The following is a 20,379-nucleotide window of genomic DNA, read 5'->3' as shown; positions in this document are numbered from 1 at the left end:
TGACTCACCAGAATGTCGGCTTTGTCCCGATCATTCTTGAGCGATCCACCCAAAAGTTACCAATCGGTATGCCGTGACTTCCCATGCCACCGGCAGTAGAACTCGTTCCCATTCCACCCACAGTGAGGAACGAACATGGCTGTTTCACGCCGTGGCTTCATCACGGGAACAGGTTCTCTTCTCGGCGCGCTGACGCTCCCAGGATCCGCCTTCGCATCGACCCCGCAGGCCCGCGTCCCCGCCCTGGTGATCGGCACCGGCTACGGCGGCTCCGTCGCCGCGCTGCGCCTCGCCGAGGCGGGCGTCGAGGTGCACATGGTCGAGATGGGCATGGCCTGGGACACCCCCGGCCCCGACGGAAAGATCTTCGCCAACACCACGACCCCCGACTACCGCTCCTTCTGGCTCCGCACCCGGACCAAGCAGCCCCTGAGCCAGTTCCTCGGCTTCCCGCTCGACAAGGACGTCCCCCGGCACACCGGCATCCTGGACGCCGAGGAGTTCGGCGGCATCACGGTCTACCAGGGCCGGGGCGTCGGCGGCGGTTCACTGGTGAACGGCGGCATGGCGGTCACCCCGCGCAGGGAGAACTTCGGGGCCGTCCTGCCGTCCGTGAACGCCGACGAGATGTACGCGGTCTACTACCCCCGCGCCAACGCCGGCCTCGGGGTCACCCACGTCGACCCGGCCTGGTGGGAGAGCGCCGCCTGCTACCAGTACGCGCGGGTGGGCCGTCAGCACGCCGAACGCTCCGGCTTCCCGTTCGTCTTCGTGCCCAACGTGTACGACTGGGAGTACATGAAGCAGGAGGCGGCCGGGGCCGTTCCCACCTCCGCGCTCGCGGGCGAGGTGCTCTACGGCAACAACCACGGCAAGAAGACCCTGCAGAAGACCTATCTCGCGCGGGCCAGGGCGACCGGCCGGGTCACCGTCGCACCGCTGCACAAGGTGACGTCGGTGACGCCGGCCTCCGGCGGCGGCTACACGGTCGTCATGGACCGGCTCGACACCGGCGGGAACACCACGGCCACCACCTCCGTCGTCGCGGACCGGGTGTTCTTCGCGGCCGGCAGCGTCGGCACCAGCAAGCTGCTGACCATGCTGAAGGCGACCGGCGCGCTGCCCCGCCTCAACGGCGAGATCGGCCAGGGGTGGGGCGACAACGGCAACGTGATGTGCGGACGCGCGAACCACATGTGGGACGCGACAGGGAAGCTCCAGGCGTCCATGCCCACGGCCGGCATCGACAACTGGGCCGCGGGCGGGGCGTTCGCCGAGGTGGCGCCGCTGCCCACCGGCATCGAGACGTACGCCTCGTTCTACCTCTCGATCACCAGGAACCCGCACCGCGCCGCCTTCTCGTGGAACGCGGCGGCGGGCCGCGTCGAGTTGAACTGGCAGACCGCCTGGAAGCAGCCGTCCATCGACGCGGCCAGAACCATCTTCGACCGGATCAACGCGAAGGAGGGGACGATCTACCGCACCGACCTCTTCGGCGCGTACAAGATCTGGGGCGACCATCTCACGTACCACCCGCTCGGCGGCGCGGTGTTGAACCGGGCCACCGACAACTACGGCCGTCTCCACGGCCATCCCGGCCTCTATGTGATCGACGGCGCGCTGATCCCCGGCAACACCAGCGTCAACCCGTTCGTCACCATCACCGCGCTCGCCGAACGGAACATCGAGAAGATCATCGCCACCGATCTCTGAGGTCACTGTGTGGGCAGCACACACACCGCATCGAGGCCAAGCACCCGGTTGAGCCGCCCGAACGCCAGCCACGAGCCGATGCTCATCGTCAGCTCCACGATCTCCGCCTGGCTGTAGTGCGCGGCCATACGAGTCCAGAACTCCTCGTCGAGACCATGATGATCCAGGGCGTACCGCTCGGCGTACTCCGCGGCCAGTCGCGTGCGGTCGTCGAAGGCATCGGTGGTGCGCCACTGGGTCACCGCGTCCGCGAACGACTCCTCGACCTTCGCGCCGTCGCGTTCGGTCCGCCAGTCGAGGCAGAACAGACAGCCGTTGATCTGCGCGACGCGCAGGCGCGCGGCCTCGAACTCGCGCAGCCCCAGGGTCGTGTGGGCGTAGACGGACAGGGAGAAGTTCGAGGCGGCCGTCCCGATCTCGGGGACGATCTCGCCCCACACGTACTCGATCGGGTGCCTGCCCTCGGGGACGTCGATCCTCATGGCTGCTTCCTTCCCAGTGTGCCGACCGCGGGCCGCAGGGGGACGTCGAGCGCGTCGTAGAGGCCGGGCTCGGCGGCCACGAGCCAGTCGACGGCGTTCACGAGCCGTCCGACGGCGGTGGCGTTCCCGCCCGCGGAGCGGTTCTCGCCCTCGTCGCTCGCCTCCACCGTGACCTCGATGCGCGGGCGCCCCTCGACGACCACCCGGTGCGCGCCCGTGCCGTCGGGCGGCGTCGGCCAGTCGGGGGCGCAGGAGGGGTGGATCCGGGTGACGTGCTCGATGACGATGCGGGGCACTCCCCCGACGATGCCCTGCACCTCGAAGCGCACGGCGCCCTGGGTGCCGGCCTCGAAGACGCCCATCGTCCGGGTGGTCACCGTGGTGTCGAGGGCGCGCCGCTCCAGGGTCTCGCGGATCTCGTCGAGCTCGACGCCGAGGGCCCGGGCCATCAGCCGTATCTGGCCGCCCCAGACCATGGTCGGGACCGAGGGGGCCAGCATCAGCGGCTCGTACGTCATCGGGTGGCCCATGCCGACGAGGTGGCGGACGGAGTCCTCCTGCTCGTACGTCGAGTAGTCGAAGATCTCCTGGCAGCGGATGGCGTCCACGGTGGTGGCGAGGCCGCTGATCAGCAGGGGCAGCACGTCGTTGCCCCAACCCGGGTCGACGCCGGAGACGAACAGCGAGCCCCCGCCCTCCGCGACGGCGGCGAGCACCGGGTCCCGGAACTCCGACGGGGCGCTGCGCGGGTCGTAGAGCGGGTAGAGCGCGGGGGTCACGACCACCGCTCCCCCGCGGACGGCCCTGACGACGTCGGCGAGCGCCTCGTCGGGCCGGATGTCGCCGGACGCGGCGTACACGACCGCCCTCGGGCGGGCGGCGAGCACGGCGTCGATGTCGTCGGTCGCCGCGACCCCGAGGGCGCGGTCGAGTCCGGCGAGGTCACCCGCGTCTCGGCCGACCTTGCCGGGGTCGTGGACGAGGACGGCGGTGAGCGCGAGCGCGGGGTGGGCGTCGACGGCCCGCAGGGCCGCGCGGCCGACGTTTCCGGTGCCCCAGACGACGGTCGGAATCATGCCCGGAGACTAACCTGACGGACCGTCAGTTCCAAGAGTCGTGCACGGACCCGATCTTCCGACGTCCCGCCCGAGGTGCGCGTGCACCGAGGGGGCGCAACCCTCTCGCAACCTCGGGCGGTGTCGACTGGGACACCGGCCGACCGGGAAGGGGCGGAGATGGACCGATCCGAGGCGCGCGTGGAGCTGACCCCCGCCGCCGCCGAGCTGGTGCGGCGGCTGCGCGGGCTCCACGGGCCGCTGATGTTCCACCAGTCCGGTGGCTGCTGCGACGGCAGCGCTCCGATGTGCTATCCGGACGGGGAGTTCCGCACCGGCGATTCCGACGTCCTGCTCGCCTCCCTGGAGGTCCCCGGCGTCGCGGAGCCGGTCCCCTTCTGGATGTCGAGGTCCCAGTTCGAGGTGTGGAGCCACACCCGCCTCATCGTGGACGTGGTGGCGGGGCGCGGCAGCGGCTTCTCGCTGGAGGCCCCCGAGGGGGTTCGTTTCCTCATCCGGTCGCGCGTGATCGGATGACTGGGCGGCGGCCGGCCGCAGTGGGCTCTCCGTCACGGTGCGTCACCGAGCGCGGCGCGCGCGTGCTGGCTAGCGTGGGTGACGGCAACCCCATCGAGAACCATCGATCGGAAGAGAGTCACCGTCATGGCCGCACGACCTGAAGGCACGCCGGTCTGGACCGACGCGATGTTCACCGACGTCGAAGGAGCCAAGAGCTTCTACGGCGAGGTGCTGGGCTGGACCTTCGGCGAAGCCTCCTCGGAATTCGGCAATTACACCCAGGCATTCCGGAACGGCAAGGCGGTCGCGGCCGTCGTCCCGCCCATGCCGGGGCAGGACACCCCGCCGCAGTCGGCCTGGTGTCTGTACTTCTCCTCGCCCGATGCGACCGCCACGGCCGAGAAGATCAAGAACAGCGGCGGCACCCTGCTCATGGAGCCCATGGCCGTCGGCGACTTCGGTTCGATGTGCCTGGCGCAGGACCCCTCGGGCGTGCTCTTCGGCGTGTGGCAGCCCGGCGTCCACGAGGGCTTCGAGCTGGAGGGCGAGACCGGCACCTTCGCGTGGGCGGAGATCTTCACCCGGGAGCCCGCGAAGTCCGACGCCTTCTTCACCTCGGTCTTCGGCTACAACGCGAAGAAGATGATGGACGAGCACGTCGACTACAAGGTCTTCGACCTGGGCGGCGAGATGCCGGTCCTCGGCCGGATGACGATGACGCCGGAGGACTTCCCGGCCGAGGTCCCGTCGTACATCCAGATCTACTTCGCCGTCGACAACTGCGACCGGACCGTCGAGACGGCGGAGAAGCTCGGCGGACGGACGGCCTTCGGGCCGATGGACAGCCCCTTCGGTCGGTTCGCGGCGATCGTCGACCCGCAGGGCGCGGCCTTCGCCGTGATCGACCTCACGACCACGGAGGGTGAGGTCCCCGCGATGGTCTGAGCCGTACGCGCGACGGTGCCCGGGGCCCGCACGGCTCCGGGCACCGTCGCGTCTCACTCCGCGTCGCGGACGGCGACGATCCCGTTGAACACCCCGATGTACGCGGTGCCGTCGGGCCCGATGGTGATCGGGGCCCAGTTGTTGTCGTAGGCCGCGCCGGTGCCGGTGAACCGCTTCCAGGCGCGCTTCCCGGTACGGAAGTCGACGGCCGTCAGGTACCAGGCGTCGATGCCGAGGGCGTGGGGCTCCTTCTCGTAGAAGTACAGCAGGCCGTTGGCGGTGGACAGCTTGGGCACGGTGGAGGGCGAGCGGACGTCGCTCTCCCAGACGGTGTCGCAGCCGCTGCCGTCGGGCCGGACGTCGATCCGGGCCGCGCCGCCGACGACGCTGCGGCCGAAGGTCAGCGTGGTGGGGTTCTCGTAGCCGTAGTTGTTCTCGACGACGAGACTGTTGCCCCAGCTGATCAGCGAGTTGTCGGTGGTGGAGGCGCCGGAGCCGAAGACCGGGACCTTGCAGACCAGGCGCTCGGCCGCGGGAACGGCGGCCCCGCGCCGGTAGACCAGGACGTTCATCCGGTCGTCCGCGTTGTCGGTGATGGCGACGTACTCGGCACCGGCGCCGAAGAGGTCGGGGGTGGTGCCCGAACCCTGGTTCACGGAGCCGGGTTTGGTCCCCGTCCCCCGGTCGTACGTCTGGCGCCACTGGATCCTCGGGGTGCCGTCGGCGTCGGCGCGGAAGCTGTAGAGCGCGTGGTCGGAGACGATGGAGACGCCGTCCTCGGCGACCGAGAAGGAGTTCTGGATCTCCTCGCCGGCGAGCCGGACCGAGCGCAGGGCGCCGGTGGCGGGGTCGACCGTGCCGACGCGGCCGAGCCGGGTCACCCACCAGACGCGGCCGTCCCAGTCGGGCATGACGGAGGTGACGGGGTCGCAGACGCCGCTCGGGAAGAGGTTGGTCCAGCCGACGCAGTCGTGCGGGACGAGCGAGGTGAGGTCCCAGTCGTCCTCGACGGTGAACTGCCATGCTCCGTCGGCCTTCTGGCCGTGCGCGATGCGGAGGACGTGCTGCCGGGAGTCGGCGAGCACGACCCGGTCCCGGTGGTCGAGGTAGAAGTAGGCGCCGCCGGAGGTGTCCTTGAAGATCTTCTCGAAGTCGAGGCGGGTGATGGCCTCGACGGTCGAGGACCGCTGGGGCAGTCGGTACTCGGCGAGCGTGTCCAGGGTGCGGGGGTCGAGCAGCTTGAGCAGGAAGCCGGAGAAGGTCCCGCAGACGGTGAGGAGGCGGCCGGCCGAGTCGAAGGTGGCGGTGGCGCACTCGCCGCCGAGGGCGGCGATCTTCTCGCTGGAGACCCGCGGGTCGCGCCCGAGCGGCCCGGAGAAAGGATGGGTTCCGCTGCCCGCGCCGTCCGCGTGCATCCCGCTGCGCCCGTTGGGGGCGAGGTACGGGTGCTGGGCGGGTGCGTCGCCCGGCACCGGACGCGCGGTGGCGGGGGCGCCCTCGTAGTGGTCGACGAGCCGGTGGCCCGGGGCGAGCGGTATGTCGTCGGCGAGGGCGACGGGGGTGGCGAACGCGAGGGCGGTCGCGCTCACCGCGGCGATCAGGGCGAGCGCGCGGGCTCGTCGGCTGGGGGTGGTCAAGGCGGCTCCTCGGGTGCGTGCGTCGATCGCGCCGACGTCCGACGCTAGGCCCGAGTCCGTGAGATGTACATGCAACTGCCCATCGTTTCATGGGCAGTTCGTGCTCCTGAAACGTGACGGGGGCCGCGTCAGGGCCTGAGGCTGCTGACCACGTTCGCGGTGGCGGCGACCCCGTTCTGGATGGTCGGCGCCATGCTCGTGCCGGCGAGGAAGAAGCCGAGCAGGGCGCAGACCAGCGCGTGGGAGAGCTTGAGTCCGCCGCTGCGGAGGAAGATCACCGCCAGAACGAGCAGCAGCAGTACGACAGAAATGGATACGGCCATCGCCCACACCCTCCTTGCGCCGCGCCGGAATCGCGGCGTTCGGCGGCCAGTGTGGCGCAGCGGGGGTGCCGTCCGGCCGTACGGCATGCCTGCCGAACGGGTGACGTTCCCCCGGAAGGGGTTCCCTCCCGGCGGTCTGGCTCACGACGGGGGCTCGGGCAGGGCACGTCTCAGCGCCGTGTCCAGCTCCTGTGCGAGTTGCTCCTCCGTCGGTGGACTGTCGTCGAACAGGCGGCTCAGATGCGTGGTGAAGGTCTGGGTGAAGGCTCCGTAGTGCGGTGTGCGGGGGCGTTCGACCGTCTCGCCCCGCAACGCCGTGAGCAGGGTGGAGCGGGCGTACAGCGGGCGGCCGTCCTCACGGGGCATCCGGTCCGCGCTCTCCGTCGACGAGGAGGGCGCGGAGGGCGCCGGGAGCCGACAGGAGACCCTGTCGTCCTCGTACGCGGAGGTACGCGTGGCGGCGAATCCCTCGTCGAGCAGGCAGCGTTCGCTTTGCGGGTCGGTGAGGAACTTGACGAGATCGCGGGCCGCTTCACCCCGCGCGCCGGAGACCGCCGTCGTGAGGGCGAGGTTCTGGCCGCCCAGGACCGCCTTGCCGGGCAAGGGGGCGACGTCGAGTTGGTGGGGCGCGAGCGCCTGGTGGAGGGTGCGGTAGGCGTAGGGCCAGTGGCGCAGGAAGGTGGTCCTGCCGTCGATGAAGTCGGTGAGGGACGCGGCTTCGTCGGAGCCGGCGGCGGCCGGGAGGAGGTACGCCTTCTCCGTACGGGCGCGCAGCTCCTCCAGTCCTTCCTCCAGAGCGCTCACGGTTCCCGTGTAGCGACCGTGTTCGTCGGTCAGTCCGCCCGTGACCGAGGCGAAGGCCTCCATGCCGTTGACCGTCAGGCCCTCGTACGGGGCGAGTTGGGCGGTCCAGCCCGCCTCGACCCCGGGGAGGTCGGCCTGCTCGACGGTCCTGATGAGGTCGCGTACCTCCCCCCAGGTGGTGTTCTCGCCCGGACGGTTGTCCTCGCGCACTCCGGCCTGCTCCAGATGGTCGCGGCGGTAGTAGAGCAGTCCGACATCGGTGTTGAAGGGGACGGCGTAGGTCTTGCCTTCCCAGCGTGCCGTACGGGCGACGGAGGGGATGACGTCGGCGTCGACGAGGCTCGCGTCCAGTTCCTGGATGAGTTTCGCCTCGGCGAACTCCGGTACCCATGTGACGTCCAGGTTGACCACGTCGTACCGGGCGCTGCCCGACTGCAGGGCCCCGAGCAGCTGACTGCGCTGCTGGTCGGCGGAGCCGGGCAGCTCGACCAGGCGTGCCTGGTGGGTGTTGCCGGGCCGCGCGTTCCACTCCTTGATCAGCTTCTCGCGGATGCCGCCCTTGCCGGTCACGTCCCGGCCGCTGGCGATCACGAGCGGCGCGCCCGGGTCGGTCGTCTGCTCGGGCGGCGTGCTGCCCCCGTCCGTGCAGGCGCCGAGGGCGAAGAGACACGCGAGGAGGAAGGTGACGCGGCGCAGGCTCCGGGCCGTCATGTCGCCTCCCCCGTGCCGGTTCGGGCGACCTCGTCGCGCAGCCCGGCGATGAGGTCGCCCGAACTGTCCAGGCAACGGCCGCCGCTCGCCTCGGCGATCCGCTCGCCGGCCCGCCCCTTGGCGCAGCCGCCGACGTCCAGGGATGCCATGACGACCGGGACCCCGCTCTGCCGCAGGGACGTGAGCAGTCCGTCCATCCTGTCGCCGATGCGGCTGTTGTCCTCGTCGTCCGTGACGAAGACGATCAGCCGGGGCCGGCTGTCGTCGTCCTCGCCCTGGGTCTCCATGGCGGCAGAGGCGTCCTTCAGCGCCTGGAAGGGGTCGGCCTCGTTGCCCGCGAGCCGGGCATCGCCGATGGTCTTCCTGGCCGCGTCACGGTCCTTGTGCCGGCCGAGGGCCAGCAGCGGGGTGTACGGGCGGGTGGCTCCGGGCGCCGACGACACCGACCACACGCCGTACTCGTCCTGGGGGCCGAGACCGGCGAGCGCCTGCTGGATGATCCCGGGGGCGCCTCCAGGACCGGCCCACACGCCCTTCATCGACCCGGAGTTGTCCAGCAGGAACAGCACCCGGCCGGGGCCGTCGGCTTTGCGGTACCCCTCCAGAGCGGCGTTCATCGTCGTGGCGTCCCCCGCGTCCGGCAGGCGTCCGGGATCGGCGAGAGCGCCGGCGGCCGGTGGCGAGGCGGAAGAAGAGGCCGAGGGGGTGTCGCCCGGCCCGGGCCGGTAGCCGTCCGCCGTGAACGCCGCCACGCCGGCCTCGCCCGTCAGCCAGACGCGGAACCGGTCGACGGCGCTGTCGCGGGCGCCCTTGTCCCGGTCGCCGCCGTCCCAGACGACCTGCACGAAGGGCAGGGCGAGCCGGGGTACGTCGGACGGGTACTCGGCCACGCGCGGAGTCCGGGTCTGCCGCCCGCAGCCAAGGCCCGTCTTCAGCAGGTGCTCCGGTACGAGCGCGGCGGTCTTCGTGTCGACGGCGGCCGCCCTGGGCAGGTCGCACAGCAACGCGCGGCCGTCGGGCAGCGGACGTCCGGGCGCCAGGCCCCTTTCGACGGCGGCCGCGGCGCCGGGCCGGTTCCCGTACAGGCCCACGGTGGCGAGCAGCCCGGAGTCGGTGTGCTCCGGGTCCGTCCGGGCCACGACGGCGTCGGCGGCCCGCGCGCGCAGCGTCTCGGCGAACTGGGCGAGGGTGCGGCCGGACCGGTCCTTCTCCGATCCTTCCGCCAGGTGGGCGGGGACGGCGAGGACCATCGGCGAGTGGACGAACGGCTTGTGTGCCGTCAGTGTCACCGATGTTCCTCCGCCGGCGTAGGAGCGTGCCCGTTCGACAGCGGCGGCGGAGCCGGGGATCCAGATGTCCGGCTGGGGTCCGACGTCCCGCTGGGGGTTTGTCTCGGGGTCGGGGTCCTGCCAGAAGCGGGAGGAGTCCCGGAAGGCGGCGACGGCGTCGGTGGCCTTGGCGCTGTAGACGGTGATACCGCTGCGCCGGCAGTCGCCGTCCCTGCCGGCGTCGGACTCCAGATAGGCGTTGACCGCCTTGCGTACGGTCGGCTCGGCATCCGCGTCGGTGAGCAGCCTCAGCTCCAACGGTGTCGTGCACGCGCTGCCCGGCGGGGTCCGGAAGAGGGCGTACCCCAGCAGGACGACCAGGGTCAGCGCGAGGGCCGCCCAGGCCAGGACGGGGATGCGGCGCCATCGTGGGCCGGGCCGGGGCGGGCCGGGCGGAGGGGGCGGCGGAGTGGGGGGCTGCTCGGTCTCGGTGGAGCCGGCGGGCACGGCCAGGACGACGTCGGTGCCGTCGGCCGGACAGCTCTGCGGCACCCACGGGGTCGGCTTCTTCCGCAGGGTGGTGTGGTTCTTGGGCATGTACGTCCTGAGCGCCTCGGCGAGCGAGCCGAAGCTCACCTCGCCGCCACCGTCGACACCCTCGTCGAGCACGCGCACCAGGTGGGCGGTGAAGGGCGTGGGGGTGTCCGCGTCCCCCGCGTCGATCCTGTCGTTCGCCTGGACGCAGGCGAGCAGCGAGACGCGCTCGCGCTGGTCCGCGGGCAGCTTGTTCCAGGCCGCCGAGGCGTTGCCCGCGTGGCAGCAGTCGAGGACGACCACCACCTGTTCCGCTCGGGCCTGGCACAGGGCCGGGAGCACCTCGCTCCAGCGGACGGCCTGGACGAATGTCGGAGGGTTCCCCGGCACGATCGTCGTGCGGGGCATGCCGAGCCACAGTTCGTCCGGCTCGTTGTAGCTGGACACGAGGCCGTGTCCGGCGAAGTACAGCAGGAGCAGGCCGTCCGCGCGGTCCCGGGCCCGCATGAGGTCCCGGAAGAACAGATCGGAACCCGTCGGGCTGCTGGTGGTGATGTCCTCCTCGCGGAACACCCCGCCCGCTCGCAGCGCTCTCGCCAACTCCGCGCTGTTGTGCCGGACGGCCGCGATGTCGCCCAGCACGCCGGACGGATCCGGCGGCAGATCGGAGGTGTATGCGGGCACCGTGACGAGCAGGGCGTGGTTCACCCTTCCGCGCGGGTCGAATCGCGCCACCGGGCTACCTCGCGTCGCCGTCCGAGGTGACGTCGAAGTCGGGAGGATCGTCCTCGCCGACCGACCGGCGGTTCTCCTGCCACTCCCGCACCGCGGACTTCGCCTGCTCCAACAGGGCGGCTACGACGACGCCGACGGCGCCCTGGAGCACGACGAGGACGATCTCGGTCCCCAGACCCATCGGGGTTCCGTGCTCGTCCGGCGTGGCCCGCTGCTCGACCCGTAACTCCCCCTTCTCGACCTTCTCCTTCACGAGCGGCTCCCGCATGAGCCAGGTCAGGAGCGCGTCGACATCGCTGTGCGAAGTCTCCTGGACCGGCCTGATGCGGATCTCGTGCCTCGTCGCACCCTCCCCTGACGCCATAACTCGACATCATGACACGGCAGTTGCCCGAGCACGATCCACTTGCACGGAAATTCGACGTCAGACCGCCGCGCAGTCGGTCCAGTCGACGGTGCGGTCGCACCAGCGGTTCAGGAGGACGCGATCGTGGCCGACGGCGAGGAGGCCCGCGCCCGATTCCGTGCGGTACGCCTCCACCGCCGCGACCAGGGCCGCCGTGGTCGAGGCGTCGAGCATGGCCGTCATCTCGTCGCAGACCAGCCAGCGCGGGCGCAGCACCAGCGCCCGGGCCAGGCAGGCGCGTTGGAGCTGGCCGTCGCTGACCTCGTGCGGGCGGCGGGCGAGCAGGTCGTCGGTGAGGCCGACGGCGGGGGCGAGGGCGGCGAGCCGTTCGGGGACCTCCGCGCGGCGACCGCCCGCGCGCAGCGGTTCCACGATCAGATCACGCAGACGCAGCCTCGGGTCGGCGGACATCCGGGGCTGCTGGAAGACCACGCCGACCGCCGACCGCAGCGAGCGCGGCGCCCGGTGGCGCCAGCCCCGTACCTCCACTCCGTCGATCGCGACGCGACCGGCCTCCGGCCGGTGGAGCAGCGCGGCGACCCGGGCGAGCGTGGACTTGCCGCAGCCGCTGGGCCCGAGGAGGCCGACCGACTCGCCGGGCGCGATCGTGAGCGACGCGCCGCGGAAGACCGGCGCGCGGCGGTCGTAGCCGGCGGTGATGGCGTCGAGTTCAAGCACGGGGGTCCTCCGGGTGGTGGCAGGAGACTCCGGCGAGGGGCTCCGGAAGCGTGTCGCACACCTCCGTCGCCCGCGCGCACCGCGGGGCGAACGCGCAGCCGGAGGGCAGCGCGGTCAGCTCGGGCGGCATGCCGGGGACGGGGGTGAACGCCCGGTCGGGCAGGGCGTTCAGCAGGCCGCGGGCGTACGGGTGGCGCGGGCCCGGCGTGCCGAAGAAGCGGTGGGCGGCCGTCGTCTCGACGATCCGGCCCGCGTACATCACCGCCACCCGGTCGGCGACGCGTTCCGCCGCGGCCAGGTCGTGGGTGATCAGCAGCAGCGCCCGGCCCTCGTCTGCGTGGCGGCGCAGTGCGTCGACGGTCCGGTCGACCAGGTCGCGGTCGAGGCCGGTGGTCGGCTCGTCCGCGAGGAGGAGCGGGGCGTCGCCGATCAGCGCGAGGGCGGTCGCCGCGCGCTGGGCGAGACCGCCGGAGAGCTCGTGCGGATAGCGGTCGAGATGCCCGGCGGGGAACGCGGCGCGTTCGGCGGCCGCCTCGGCGGCGGCGCGCCGCTCCCGCCGCGGGACGCCGGTCAGCTCGCGGACGGTCTCCTCCAGCTGGGCGCGCACGGTCCGCACGGGGGTGAGGTGGGCGGCCGGGCTCTGCGGTACGAGGCCGACGCGCCGTCCCCGTACGGTACGGGCCAGCGTCCGCTCGTCGGCGGCGAGCAGGTCGACGCCGTCGAGCAGCGCCGTGCCGGAGGTCTCCGCGTTGCCCGGCAGGAGTCCGAGGAGCGCGGAGGCGAGGACGGACTTGCCGCAGCCGCTCTCGCCGACGAGGGCGAGGCACTCCCCCGCCGCCAGGTCGAAGTCCGCGTCGGTGACGGCGGCGACGTGCCGGCCACCGCGCATCCGGAAGCGGACGGAGAGCCCGCGCACGCTGAGCACGGCCTCGTCGGCGCGTTCGGCGGTGACGGCCTCCAGGGCTCGTACGACGCGGGAGTCCGGGGCGGTCACAGCATCAGCTCCGATCGGCGGCGCGGATTGAGCCGGTCGCGCCACACTCCGGCGAGGCCGGCGATCGCGAGGGTCGGCACGATGAGCAGCAGTCCGGGGAAGAGCGTCGGCCACCAGTCCCCGGCGAGCAGCGAGGAGCGGGCCGACTGGACGAGGTTGCCGAGGCTGGCCTGGTGGCTGGGCAGGCCGAGGCCGAGGAAGGAGAGCGCGGACTCGTGCCACATGGCGTGCGGCACCATGAGGACGGCCGCGAGCCCGGCCTGCGGCAGGACGGCGGGCAGCAGATGGCGCGTGGTCACCCGCCACCGCGAGGCGCCGCCGGAGATCGCCGCGTCGACGTAGGGGCGTGAGCGCAGCGAGAGCACCTCGGAGCGGACGATCCGGGCGGTCGAGAGCCAGTGGGTGAGGGCGACGGAGACGATGACCGGCCACACACCGGGCCGGAACATCGCCACGATGAAGATCCCGAGCAGCAGGTGCGGCACGGAGGAGAAGGCGTCGACGATCCGCATCACGACCCGGTCCGCCCAGCCGCCCAGGGCGGCGGCCGCCGCTCCGACGGCGGTGCCGATGACGGTGGCGACGAGCGCGGCGACCAGGCCGACGAGCAGCGAGACGCGCAGCCCGTAGACGCAGCGCAGCAGCAGGTCGCGGCCGACGTCGTCGGTCCCGAAGGGGTGCTCCCAGGACGGCGGGAGGAGTTTCAGCGAGAGGTCGACGGCCTGTTCGTCGAGTTGGACGAGGGGCGGTACGAGGAGCACGGCGAGGACGACCGCGCCGACGACGCCGGCGGAGGACCACAGCCGTACGCGTCGGGCCTGGAGATCAGCCATCGAAGCCCACCCTCGGGTCGGCGAGCCCGTACAGCAGGTCGGAGAGGAGGTTGCCGAGGAGTACGGCGGCGGTGGCCAGGACGGTCAGCGCGGCGAGCAGCGGGAAGTCCACGGAGGTCGCGGCCTGGACGGTCGCGGCGGCGATGCCGGGCCAGCTGAAGACGGTCTCCACGAGGAGGGCTCCGGTGATGAGTTCGGGGACGCGGGAGCCGACCAGGGTGAGCATGGGCAGCATGCCGGAGCGCAGGGCGTGCCCGAGCAGGACGGTACGGTCCCGCAGGCCACGCGCGCGTGCCCCGCGCACGGGGTCCTCCTCCAGGGCGTCGCCGACACCCTGCCTGACGTACAGGAAGAACCACGGCAGTTGCGAGACGCCGAGGACGAGAGCGGGCAGCACCAGGTGGCGGGCCACCTGGTCGGCGGTGACGGTGACGCTGGCGGTGTCGGTGAGCCCGCCGGCCGGCAGCGCGCCGAGCTTCAGCGCGAAGAACCAGATGGCGAGCAGCCCGAGCCAGAAGGCGGGGGCGGCTTCCAGGGTGTACGCGGCGGAGCTGACGGTCCGGTCGAGCAGGCCGCCTCGGCGGCGGCCGGCGAGGACGCCGAGCGCGGTGCCGAGCAGGATGGCGACGAGGAAGGCGGTGACGGCGAGGAGAGCGGACCAGCCGATGCGCTCGGCGATGACGTCGGCGACGGGCCGGCGCATGACGCTGGAGTCGCCGAGGTCTCCGCGCAGGGCGGAGGTGAGCCAGTCCCACCAGCGGGTGACGAGGGGCTGGTCGACGCCCAGGTTGGCGCGGAGCTGGTCGAGGTTCTCCTGCGAGGCGGTGAGTCCGGCGGTGCCGGCGTACGCCTTGACCGGGTCGAAGGGGGAGGCCGCGGCGACGGCGAAGACCGCGAAGGTGACCGCGAGGAGGACGGGGACGGCGAACAGGGCCCGCCGTCCCGTCATCCGTGCCATGGCCCCCCAGGGGAGGCGTCGGCTCACTTCTTCGGGCCCTTGGGGATCCACGCCTCGACGTTCCACCAGGGGCCGGACGCCAGGCCGTGGTCGTGCGGCTCGGTCTGGGTGGTGAGGCCGTCCCAGCTGTCGTTCACCACGTAGAGGTGGTCGATGTGGGTGAGGAAGGTGTAGCCGGGGTTCTTCACGAGCTCGCGCTGGACGGTGTCGTAGGCGGCTCGGCGCTTGACGGGGTCGTTCGTCCTGCGGCCGTCCTCCAGCGCCTTGTCGACGGTCTTGTTGTCGTACCAGGCCATGTTGTTGAAGCCGTCGCCGCCGAGGGAGGACTTCAGCAACAGGTACTGGTCGAAGTCGGGGTCGCCGGGCGAGCCGCCGCCGGCGAGGACGGCGTCGGTCTTCATCCGCGGCTCGATGACCTCCCAGGTGCCGCCCTGGGTCGTGACGGCGATGCCGGCCTTCTTGGCGTCGGAGGCGTAGGCGAGGGCGTGGTCCTGGCGGAGCTTGTCGCCGGAGAGGTACCAGAGCGGGAACTCGGCCCGTACGCCGTTCTTCACGCGGACGCCGTCGGGGCCGGGCTTCCAGCCGGCCTCGTCGAGGATCTTCTTCGCACCGGCGAGGTCGTGACGGCGCTCGGTGCCCTTGGCGAACCACTCGCTGTCCGTGGGGACGGGTCCGTAGGCGGGCTTTCCGGCGCCTTCGAGAATCTTGTCGACCATGGCCCGCCGGTCGACGGCGATGTCGAGGGCGCGGCGGACGGCGGTGTCGCCGGTGACGGGGTGGTGGCTGGGGAGGGTGACGGTGCGGTAGTCGTACGTCGTGGCGGCGTAGGTCTTCTTCGCCTTGTCGGCCTTGAACCCGGCGGCGAGGTTGGGCGGCAGGACGGCGCCGTCGAGGTCGCCGGCGCGCAGCCGGGTGGCGCGGACGTCGTCGTCCTTGATGATCGCCATGGTGAACTTCTTCACCTTCGGCGCGCCGTTCCAGTAGCGGGGGTTGGCTTCAAAGCTGAGCTTCTCGCCCTTGGACCAGGAGGTGAGGACGTACGGGCCGGTGCCGATGGGCTTGCTGGTGAAGGGGCCGCTGTTGACGTCCTGCTTCCCGGCGATGTGCTCGGGCGCGATGGCGAGGACGGTGCGCTCGGCGAAGGGCGCGTAGGGGTACTTGAGCCGGAAGACGACGGTGTCGTCGCCGACCGCCTCGACGCTCTTGAGGGCGTCGAGTTCGGTGCGGGAGGGGTTGTTGGTCTTCGGGTCGAGGATCGTCCGGTAGGTGAAGACGACGTCCTTCGCCGTGAAGGGGGTGCCGTCGCTGAAGCTGACGCCTTCGCGGAGGGTGTACGTGTAGGTCAGCCCGCCGTCGCTGATGTGCGGCAGCTTCGCGGCGAGGGCGGGCCGCAGCTTCATGTCGGCGTCGAAGGAGAGCAGCCCGTCGAAGATCTTGGAGTTGCCGTCCTTGCCGTAGCCGAGGAGGGGGCTGAGGCTGTCGGGCTCGTACGCGATGCCGACGACCGCGGAGTCGCGCGGGCCGCCGGAGCCGGCGGCGGTCCCGCCCGGGTTCGAGCAGGCCGCCACGGTCAGGGCCAGGGCTCCGGCCAGGGTCGCGGCGGCCACGCCGCGTATGGATCGGGCGGTCATCGTGCCCACACCCCTCTTGAAGATCAACTGTTGTTGCGAACGACTCGCAATTAAACAGTATGTACAGGGGTGGGGGTACCTGGGCCCCTTACTTCGCCGTCAGGCGGGCGCCGGAAGGTCGACCAGGGCGGCGATGGCGTCCTGGTGCCGGCCCGCCGAACCCAGCGCGATCTGATCCGCCTTGGCCCGCTTCAGGGCGAGGTGCGCGGGGTGCTCCCAGGTCATGCCGATACCGCCGTGCAGCTGGACGCACTCCTCGGCCGCGTGGACCGCGACCTTCGAGCAGTACGCCTGGGCCACGGCCACCGTCAACGGCGCCTCGGGGCTGCCCGTGGCCAGCGCGTCGGCGGCGGCGCGGGCCGCCGCCCGGGCGTTCACGACCTCCAGCCAGAGCTGTGCCATCCGGTGCTTGAGCGCCTGGAAGGAGCCGACAGGCCGGTTGAACTGATGGCGCTCGCGGGTGTGGCGGACCGTCTCCTCCAGGCACCACTCGGCGAGCCCGAGCTGCTCGGAGGCGAGCAGTCCGGCTCCCGCGAGCAGTCCGCGCCGGATCGCCGCCGTGGCCGTCGCCGCGTCGGCGAGGCGGGTGCCGCTCGCCGGGTCCGTGGTCACCGCCGCGAGCGGCCGGGTCAGATCGAGCGGGGTCTGCGGCGCGATCGTGGCCTCGGCGGCCGGGACCGCGTGGAGACCGTCCGCGCGCGGCACGAGGAACACGTCCGCGACGACGGCGTCGGCGACACCGGTCACGGTGCCGGTGGTGGGCGGCTCCGCGTCGGGGGCCGCGGAGAGGGGCAGGGCGAGCACCGCCACCGTGCGCCCTGCCGCGAGACCGGCGAGCAGCTCGGCGACGGGCGCGCTCTCCGTGTCGAGCGCGAGCAGGGTCTCGGTCGCCACCACCGCGCTGGTCAGGTACGGGGCCGGGGTCACCGCGCGACCCAGCTCCTCCAGGACCACGGCCGCCTCGCGGTGACTCGCGCCCTGTCCGCCGAGCTTCTCGGGTACGAGGAGTCCGGCCGCGCCCATGTCGCCGGCGAGGGACTTCCAGAGGCCGGGGACGTACGGGTCGCCGGTCTCGATCCGGCCGAGCAGGGTCTGGGCGTCGGCCCGGTCGGCGAGCAGGGAGCGGACCGCCGCCCGCAGGTCGTCGTCGGTCTCCGAGTAGAGCAGGTCCGTCATCGCGCGAGGTCCTTCCAGGCGACGTCCTTGTCGTTACGGGGCTCGGCGGGCAGACCGAGAACGCGTTCGGCGACGATGTTGAGCAGGACCTCGGTCGTGCCGCCCTCGATCGAGTTGCCCTTGGAACGCAGATAGCGGTAGCCGGCGTCGCGGCCGGTGAAGTCGACGAGCTCGGGGCGGCGCATGGTCCAGTCCCCGTACAACAGCCCTTCCTCGCCGAGGAGTTCGACCTCCAGTCCGCTGATGGCCTGGTTGAGGCGGGCGAATCCCAGCTTCATCGCGCTGCCCTCGGGACCGGGCTGTCCGGCGACGAGCTGCTGGCGCAGCCGTTCGCCGGTGAGGCGGGCCACCTCGGAGTCGACCCACAGGTCCAGCAGGCGCCGGTGCAGATCGTGGGTGCGCAGCTCGGGGCGTTCGCGCCAGGTCGTGGAGACCGGACCGATCATCCCGCCCTCGCGGGGGATGCGGGCGCCGCCGATGGAGACCCGCTCGTTCATGAGCGTGGTCTGGGCGACCCGCCAGCCGTCACCGATCTCGCCGAGGCGGTGGGCGTCGGGGATGCGGACGTCGGTCAGGAAGACCTCGTTGAACTCGGCCTCGCCGGTGATCTGACGCAGCGGCCGGACTTCCACACCGGGGTCGGTCATGTCGCAGATGAAGTAGGTGATGCCCCGGTGCTTGGGGAGGTCCGGGTCGGTGCGGGCGATGAGGATGGCCCAGCGCGCCACGTGCGCGCTGGAGGTCCACACCTTCTGGCCGTTCACCACCCAACCGTCACCGTCGCGTACGGCGCGGGTGCCGAGTGCGGCGAGGTCGGAGCCGGCTCCCGGCTCGCTGAAGAGCTGGCACCAGACCTCCTCGCCGACCCAGAGCGGCTTGAGGAAGCGCTGCTTGACCTCCTCGGAGCCGTAGGCGAGAACGGTCGGCGCGGCCATGCCGAGACCGATGCCGATCCGCCGCGGGTCGTTGTCGGGGGCGCCGACGGCGGCCAGTTCGGCGTCGACGACGGCCTGCAGGGAGCGCGGGGCGTCGAGTCCGCCGAGACCGACGGGGTAGTGCACCCAGGCGAGTCCGGCGTCGAAGCGGGCGCGGAGGAAGTCCGTACGGTCGGTGGTGGCGGGCGGGTGCTCGGCGAGCAGCCGCTGCGTACGGGTGCGCAGTTCGGCGGCGTCCGTCATGCGCGGGCTCCTTCCGGAAGGACGACGAGACGGCCGGTGGTGATGCCCTCGGAGACGCGCTGCACGGCGTCCGCCGCGCCCGCGAAGGGCACCCGCTCACTGACGAGCGGCTTGATGAGCCCCTTGGCGGCGTACTCGGTGAGGGTCTCGTGGCAGCGCAGGATCGCGGCCGGGTCCTTCAGGTTGTAGAGGCCCCAGTGCAGTCCGACGATCGAGTAGTTCTTCACGAGGGCGTGGTTGAGGGCGGGCGAGGGGATGGAGCCGCTCGCGAAGCCGACGACCACGATCCGGCCCTCGAAGGCGACCACCTTGGCGGACTGGGCATAGGCCGCGCCGCCGACGGGGTCGTAGATCACGTCGGCGCCCCGGCCGCCGGTGGCCTCCTTGACGGCGGCGATGACGTCCTCGGCGTGCCGGTCGACGACGACGTCGCAGCCGAGCGCGCGGGCGACCTCGGCCTTCTCGGGTCCGCCGACGACGCCGATGACGGTGGCGCCGGCCGCCTTGCCGAGCTGGACGGCGGCGCTGCCGACCCCGCCCGCGGCGGCGTGGACGAGGAGGGTCTCGCCCTCCCGCAGGGCGGCGCGGCGGTGCAGGCCGAACCAGCCGGTCTGGTAGCCGATGTGGAGAGCGGCCGCTTCGGCGTCGTCGAGGGCCTCGGGCGCGGGGAGCACGGCGGCCGCGTCCGCCACCGCGTACTCGGCGAGTCCGCCGTACGGGAGGGTGGGGGTGGCGATGACCCGGCGGCCGTCCTCGGTCTCGCCGCAGATCTCCACGCCGGGGGTGAAGGGCAGCGGGGGCCGGACCTGGTACTGGCCCCGGCAGAGCAGGGCGTCGGGGAAGTTGATGTCGGCGGCGCGCACCTTGAGGAGGAGCTGTCCTTCGCCGGGTGTCGGCGTGTCGACCTCGTCGAGCTGCATCACCTCGCCCGGCTCGCCGTTCTCGTGCACTCGCCATGCCTGCATCGCGGTCCTCCACCAGCCGTCGTCCGTACTGCGCGGTCAGTCGCATACTAAGCGGTCGCTTGTGGCTGGTGGAACCATGCGCGGCGGACTTCTTGCGCCTGGGCCTTTCTTGCGCCGGGCTTTCTCGCGCCTGGGGCTTTCTTCCGCTCGGGGCTTCTTCCGCTCAGGACTTCTCCCGCTCAGGACTTCTCCCGCTCAGGACTTCTTCGGGCGCGCCCTCACATGCATCCGCTCCCCCTGCGGCCCGAACAGGCTGAGGAACTCCACCGGCCCGTCGGACGTCGGCCCGAACCAGTGCGGCACGTGCGTGTCGAACTCGGCCGCCTCGCCCGCGCCGAGGACCACATCGTGCTCGCCGAGGACGAGCCGCAGCTTCCCGGAGAGCACGTACAGCCATTCGTACCCCTCGTGGACGCGCTGCTCCACCCGCTCCTCGGCCTTCTCCTGCACGATCTTGTACGCCTGGAGGCCGCCCGGCTGGCGGGTGAGCGGGAACATGGTCCGGCCGTGTCGCACGATCGGCTTCGCCCGCACCCGGGGATCGCCGGCCGGCGGGGCACCGACCAGCTCGTCCAGCGGCACTTGGTGGGCCCGGGCGATGGGCAGCAACAGCTCGAGGCTCGGCTTGCGCTGCCCGGACTCCAGGCGGGAGAGCGTGCTCACCGAGATCCCGGTCGAGGCCGACAGGTCTCCCAGGGTGGCGCCGCGCTCGCGCCGGATGCGGCGCAGCCGGGGACCGACCTCGGTCAGAACGGCGTCGATGCGTTCGTCTTCGCTCATGGATCCATTTTGCGGAACCGGCAAGAAGGTTTGTCAAGTACGCGAGCCGGGGGC

The 20,379-nt window shown here is 72.0% G+C and carries 19 protein-coding genes; 3 read left to right on the top strand and 16 right to left on the bottom strand.

Annotated features, from left to right (window positions below; genetic code table 11):
- Positions 1–135: 135 nt before the first annotated feature.
- Positions 136–1,713, top strand: a complete 1,578-nt coding sequence (locus tag ACFYV5_RS05850; protein ID WP_389164800.1) for a GMC oxidoreductase — start codon at positions 136–138, stop codon at positions 1,711–1,713.
- A 2-nt stretch (positions 1,714–1,715) separates the two neighbouring features.
- On the opposite strand, the gene ACFYV5_RS05845 is transcribed toward ACFYV5_RS05850, so the two are convergent.
- Positions 1,716–2,195, bottom strand: a complete 480-nt coding sequence (locus ACFYV5_RS05845) for a carboxymuconolactone decarboxylase family protein (protein WP_355109425.1) — start codon at positions 2,193–2,195, stop codon at positions 1,716–1,718.
- On the bottom strand, positions 2,192–3,271 hold the full coding sequence (locus ACFYV5_RS05840; protein WP_389164797.1) for a dihydrodipicolinate reductase: 1,080 nt from the start codon (positions 3,269–3,271) through the stop codon (positions 2,192–2,194). The genes ACFYV5_RS05845 and ACFYV5_RS05840 overlap by 4 nt, the downstream gene beginning before the upstream one ends.
- 159 nt (positions 3,272–3,430) lie before the next feature.
- On the opposite strand from ACFYV5_RS05840, the gene ACFYV5_RS05835 reads away from it, so the two are divergent.
- Positions 3,431–3,787, top strand: coding sequence for a DUF779 domain-containing protein (locus ACFYV5_RS05835; protein WP_389164793.1), 357 nt, complete (start codon positions 3,431–3,433; stop codon positions 3,785–3,787).
- A gap of 126 nt (positions 3,788–3,913) precedes the next feature.
- Positions 3,914–4,714 (top strand): VOC family protein, encoded by an 801-nt coding sequence (locus tag ACFYV5_RS05830; RefSeq protein WP_389164790.1) that lies wholly within the window; start codon positions 3,914–3,916, stop codon positions 4,712–4,714.
- A 53-nt stretch (positions 4,715–4,767) separates the two neighbouring features.
- Here ACFYV5_RS05830 and ACFYV5_RS05825 read toward each other — a convergent pair whose 3' ends face one another.
- The 14 genes from ACFYV5_RS05825 to ACFYV5_RS05760 all read right to left on the bottom strand — a co-directional run bounded on the left by ACFYV5_RS05825 (position 4,768) and on the right by ACFYV5_RS05760 (position 20,325).
- On the bottom strand, positions 4,768–6,351 hold the full coding sequence (locus ACFYV5_RS05825) for a hypothetical protein (protein WP_389164788.1): 1,584 nt from the start codon (positions 6,349–6,351) through the stop codon (positions 4,768–4,770).
- 128 nt (positions 6,352–6,479) lie between these two features.
- On the bottom strand, positions 6,480–6,674 hold the full coding sequence (locus ACFYV5_RS05820; RefSeq protein WP_355109435.1) for a hypothetical protein: 195 nt from the start codon (positions 6,672–6,674) through the stop codon (positions 6,480–6,482).
- Between the two features lie 141 nt (positions 6,675–6,815).
- Positions 6,816–8,189 carry an extracellular solute-binding protein gene (locus tag ACFYV5_RS05815; protein ID WP_389164785.1) on the bottom strand — a complete coding sequence of 458 codons (1,374 nt, stop codon included), beginning with the start codon at positions 8,187–8,189 and terminating at the stop codon, positions 6,816–6,818.
- Positions 8,186–10,726: a substrate-binding domain-containing protein gene (locus ACFYV5_RS05810; protein WP_389164782.1), complete on the bottom strand. Its 2,541-nt coding sequence runs from the start codon at positions 10,724–10,726 to the stop codon at positions 8,186–8,188. The genes ACFYV5_RS05815 and ACFYV5_RS05810 overlap by 4 nt, the downstream gene beginning before the upstream one ends.
- Positions 10,727–10,730: 4 nt before the next feature.
- On the bottom strand, positions 10,731–11,090 hold the full coding sequence (locus tag ACFYV5_RS05805) for a hypothetical protein (protein ID WP_389164779.1): 360 nt from the start codon (positions 11,088–11,090) through the stop codon (positions 10,731–10,733).
- Between the two features lie 60 nt (positions 11,091–11,150).
- Positions 11,151–11,810 carry an ABC transporter ATP-binding protein gene (locus tag ACFYV5_RS05800; RefSeq protein ID WP_389164777.1) on the bottom strand — a complete coding sequence of 220 codons (660 nt, stop codon included), beginning with the start codon at positions 11,808–11,810 and terminating at the stop codon, positions 11,151–11,153.
- Entirely contained in the window at positions 11,803–12,804 is a 1,002-nt protein-coding gene (locus ACFYV5_RS05795) for an ABC transporter ATP-binding protein (RefSeq protein ID WP_389164775.1), read from the bottom strand. The genes ACFYV5_RS05800 and ACFYV5_RS05795 overlap by 8 nt, the downstream gene beginning before the upstream one ends.
- Positions 12,801–13,637, bottom strand: coding sequence for an ABC transporter permease (locus tag ACFYV5_RS05790; RefSeq protein ID WP_389164772.1), 837 nt, complete (start codon positions 13,635–13,637; stop codon positions 12,801–12,803). Before ACFYV5_RS05790 ends, ACFYV5_RS05795 begins: the two co-directional genes overlap by 4 nt.
- Complete coding sequence (locus tag ACFYV5_RS05785; protein ID WP_389164770.1) at positions 13,630–14,595, bottom strand: ABC transporter permease; 966 nt, start codon at positions 14,593–14,595, stop codon at positions 13,630–13,632. The genes ACFYV5_RS05790 and ACFYV5_RS05785 overlap by 8 nt, the downstream gene beginning before the upstream one ends.
- A gap of 23 nt (positions 14,596–14,618) precedes the next feature.
- Positions 14,619–16,226, bottom strand: coding sequence for an ABC transporter substrate-binding protein (locus tag ACFYV5_RS05780; RefSeq protein ID WP_389164768.1), 1,608 nt, complete (start codon positions 16,224–16,226; stop codon positions 14,619–14,621).
- Positions 16,227–16,325: 99 nt separating this feature from the next.
- Positions 16,326–17,402 (bottom strand): acyl-CoA dehydrogenase family protein, encoded by a 1,077-nt coding sequence (locus ACFYV5_RS05775; protein WP_389164766.1) that lies wholly within the window; start codon positions 17,400–17,402, stop codon positions 16,326–16,328.
- Complete coding sequence (locus ACFYV5_RS05770) at positions 17,399–18,580, bottom strand: acyl-CoA dehydrogenase family protein (protein ID WP_389164763.1); 1,182 nt, start codon at positions 18,578–18,580, stop codon at positions 17,399–17,401. Before ACFYV5_RS05770 ends, ACFYV5_RS05775 begins: the two co-directional genes overlap by 4 nt.
- Entirely contained in the window at positions 18,577–19,545 is a 969-nt protein-coding gene (locus tag ACFYV5_RS05765) for an NADPH:quinone oxidoreductase family protein (RefSeq protein ID WP_355109455.1), read from the bottom strand. The genes ACFYV5_RS05770 and ACFYV5_RS05765 overlap by 4 nt, the downstream gene beginning before the upstream one ends.
- A 195-nt stretch (positions 19,546–19,740) precedes the next feature.
- On the bottom strand, positions 19,741–20,325 hold the full coding sequence (locus tag ACFYV5_RS05760; RefSeq protein WP_355109457.1) for an XRE family transcriptional regulator: 585 nt from the start codon (positions 20,323–20,325) through the stop codon (positions 19,741–19,743).
- Between the last annotated feature and the right edge of the window lie 54 nt (positions 20,326–20,379).

The sequence above is a fragment of the Streptomyces sp. NPDC003035 genome (assembly GCF_042888285.1).
In the GTDB taxonomy this organism is placed as follows: domain Bacteria; phylum Actinomycetota; class Actinomycetes; order Streptomycetales; family Streptomycetaceae; genus Streptomyces.
This window is presented reverse-complemented; position numbering and strand designations above follow the sequence as displayed.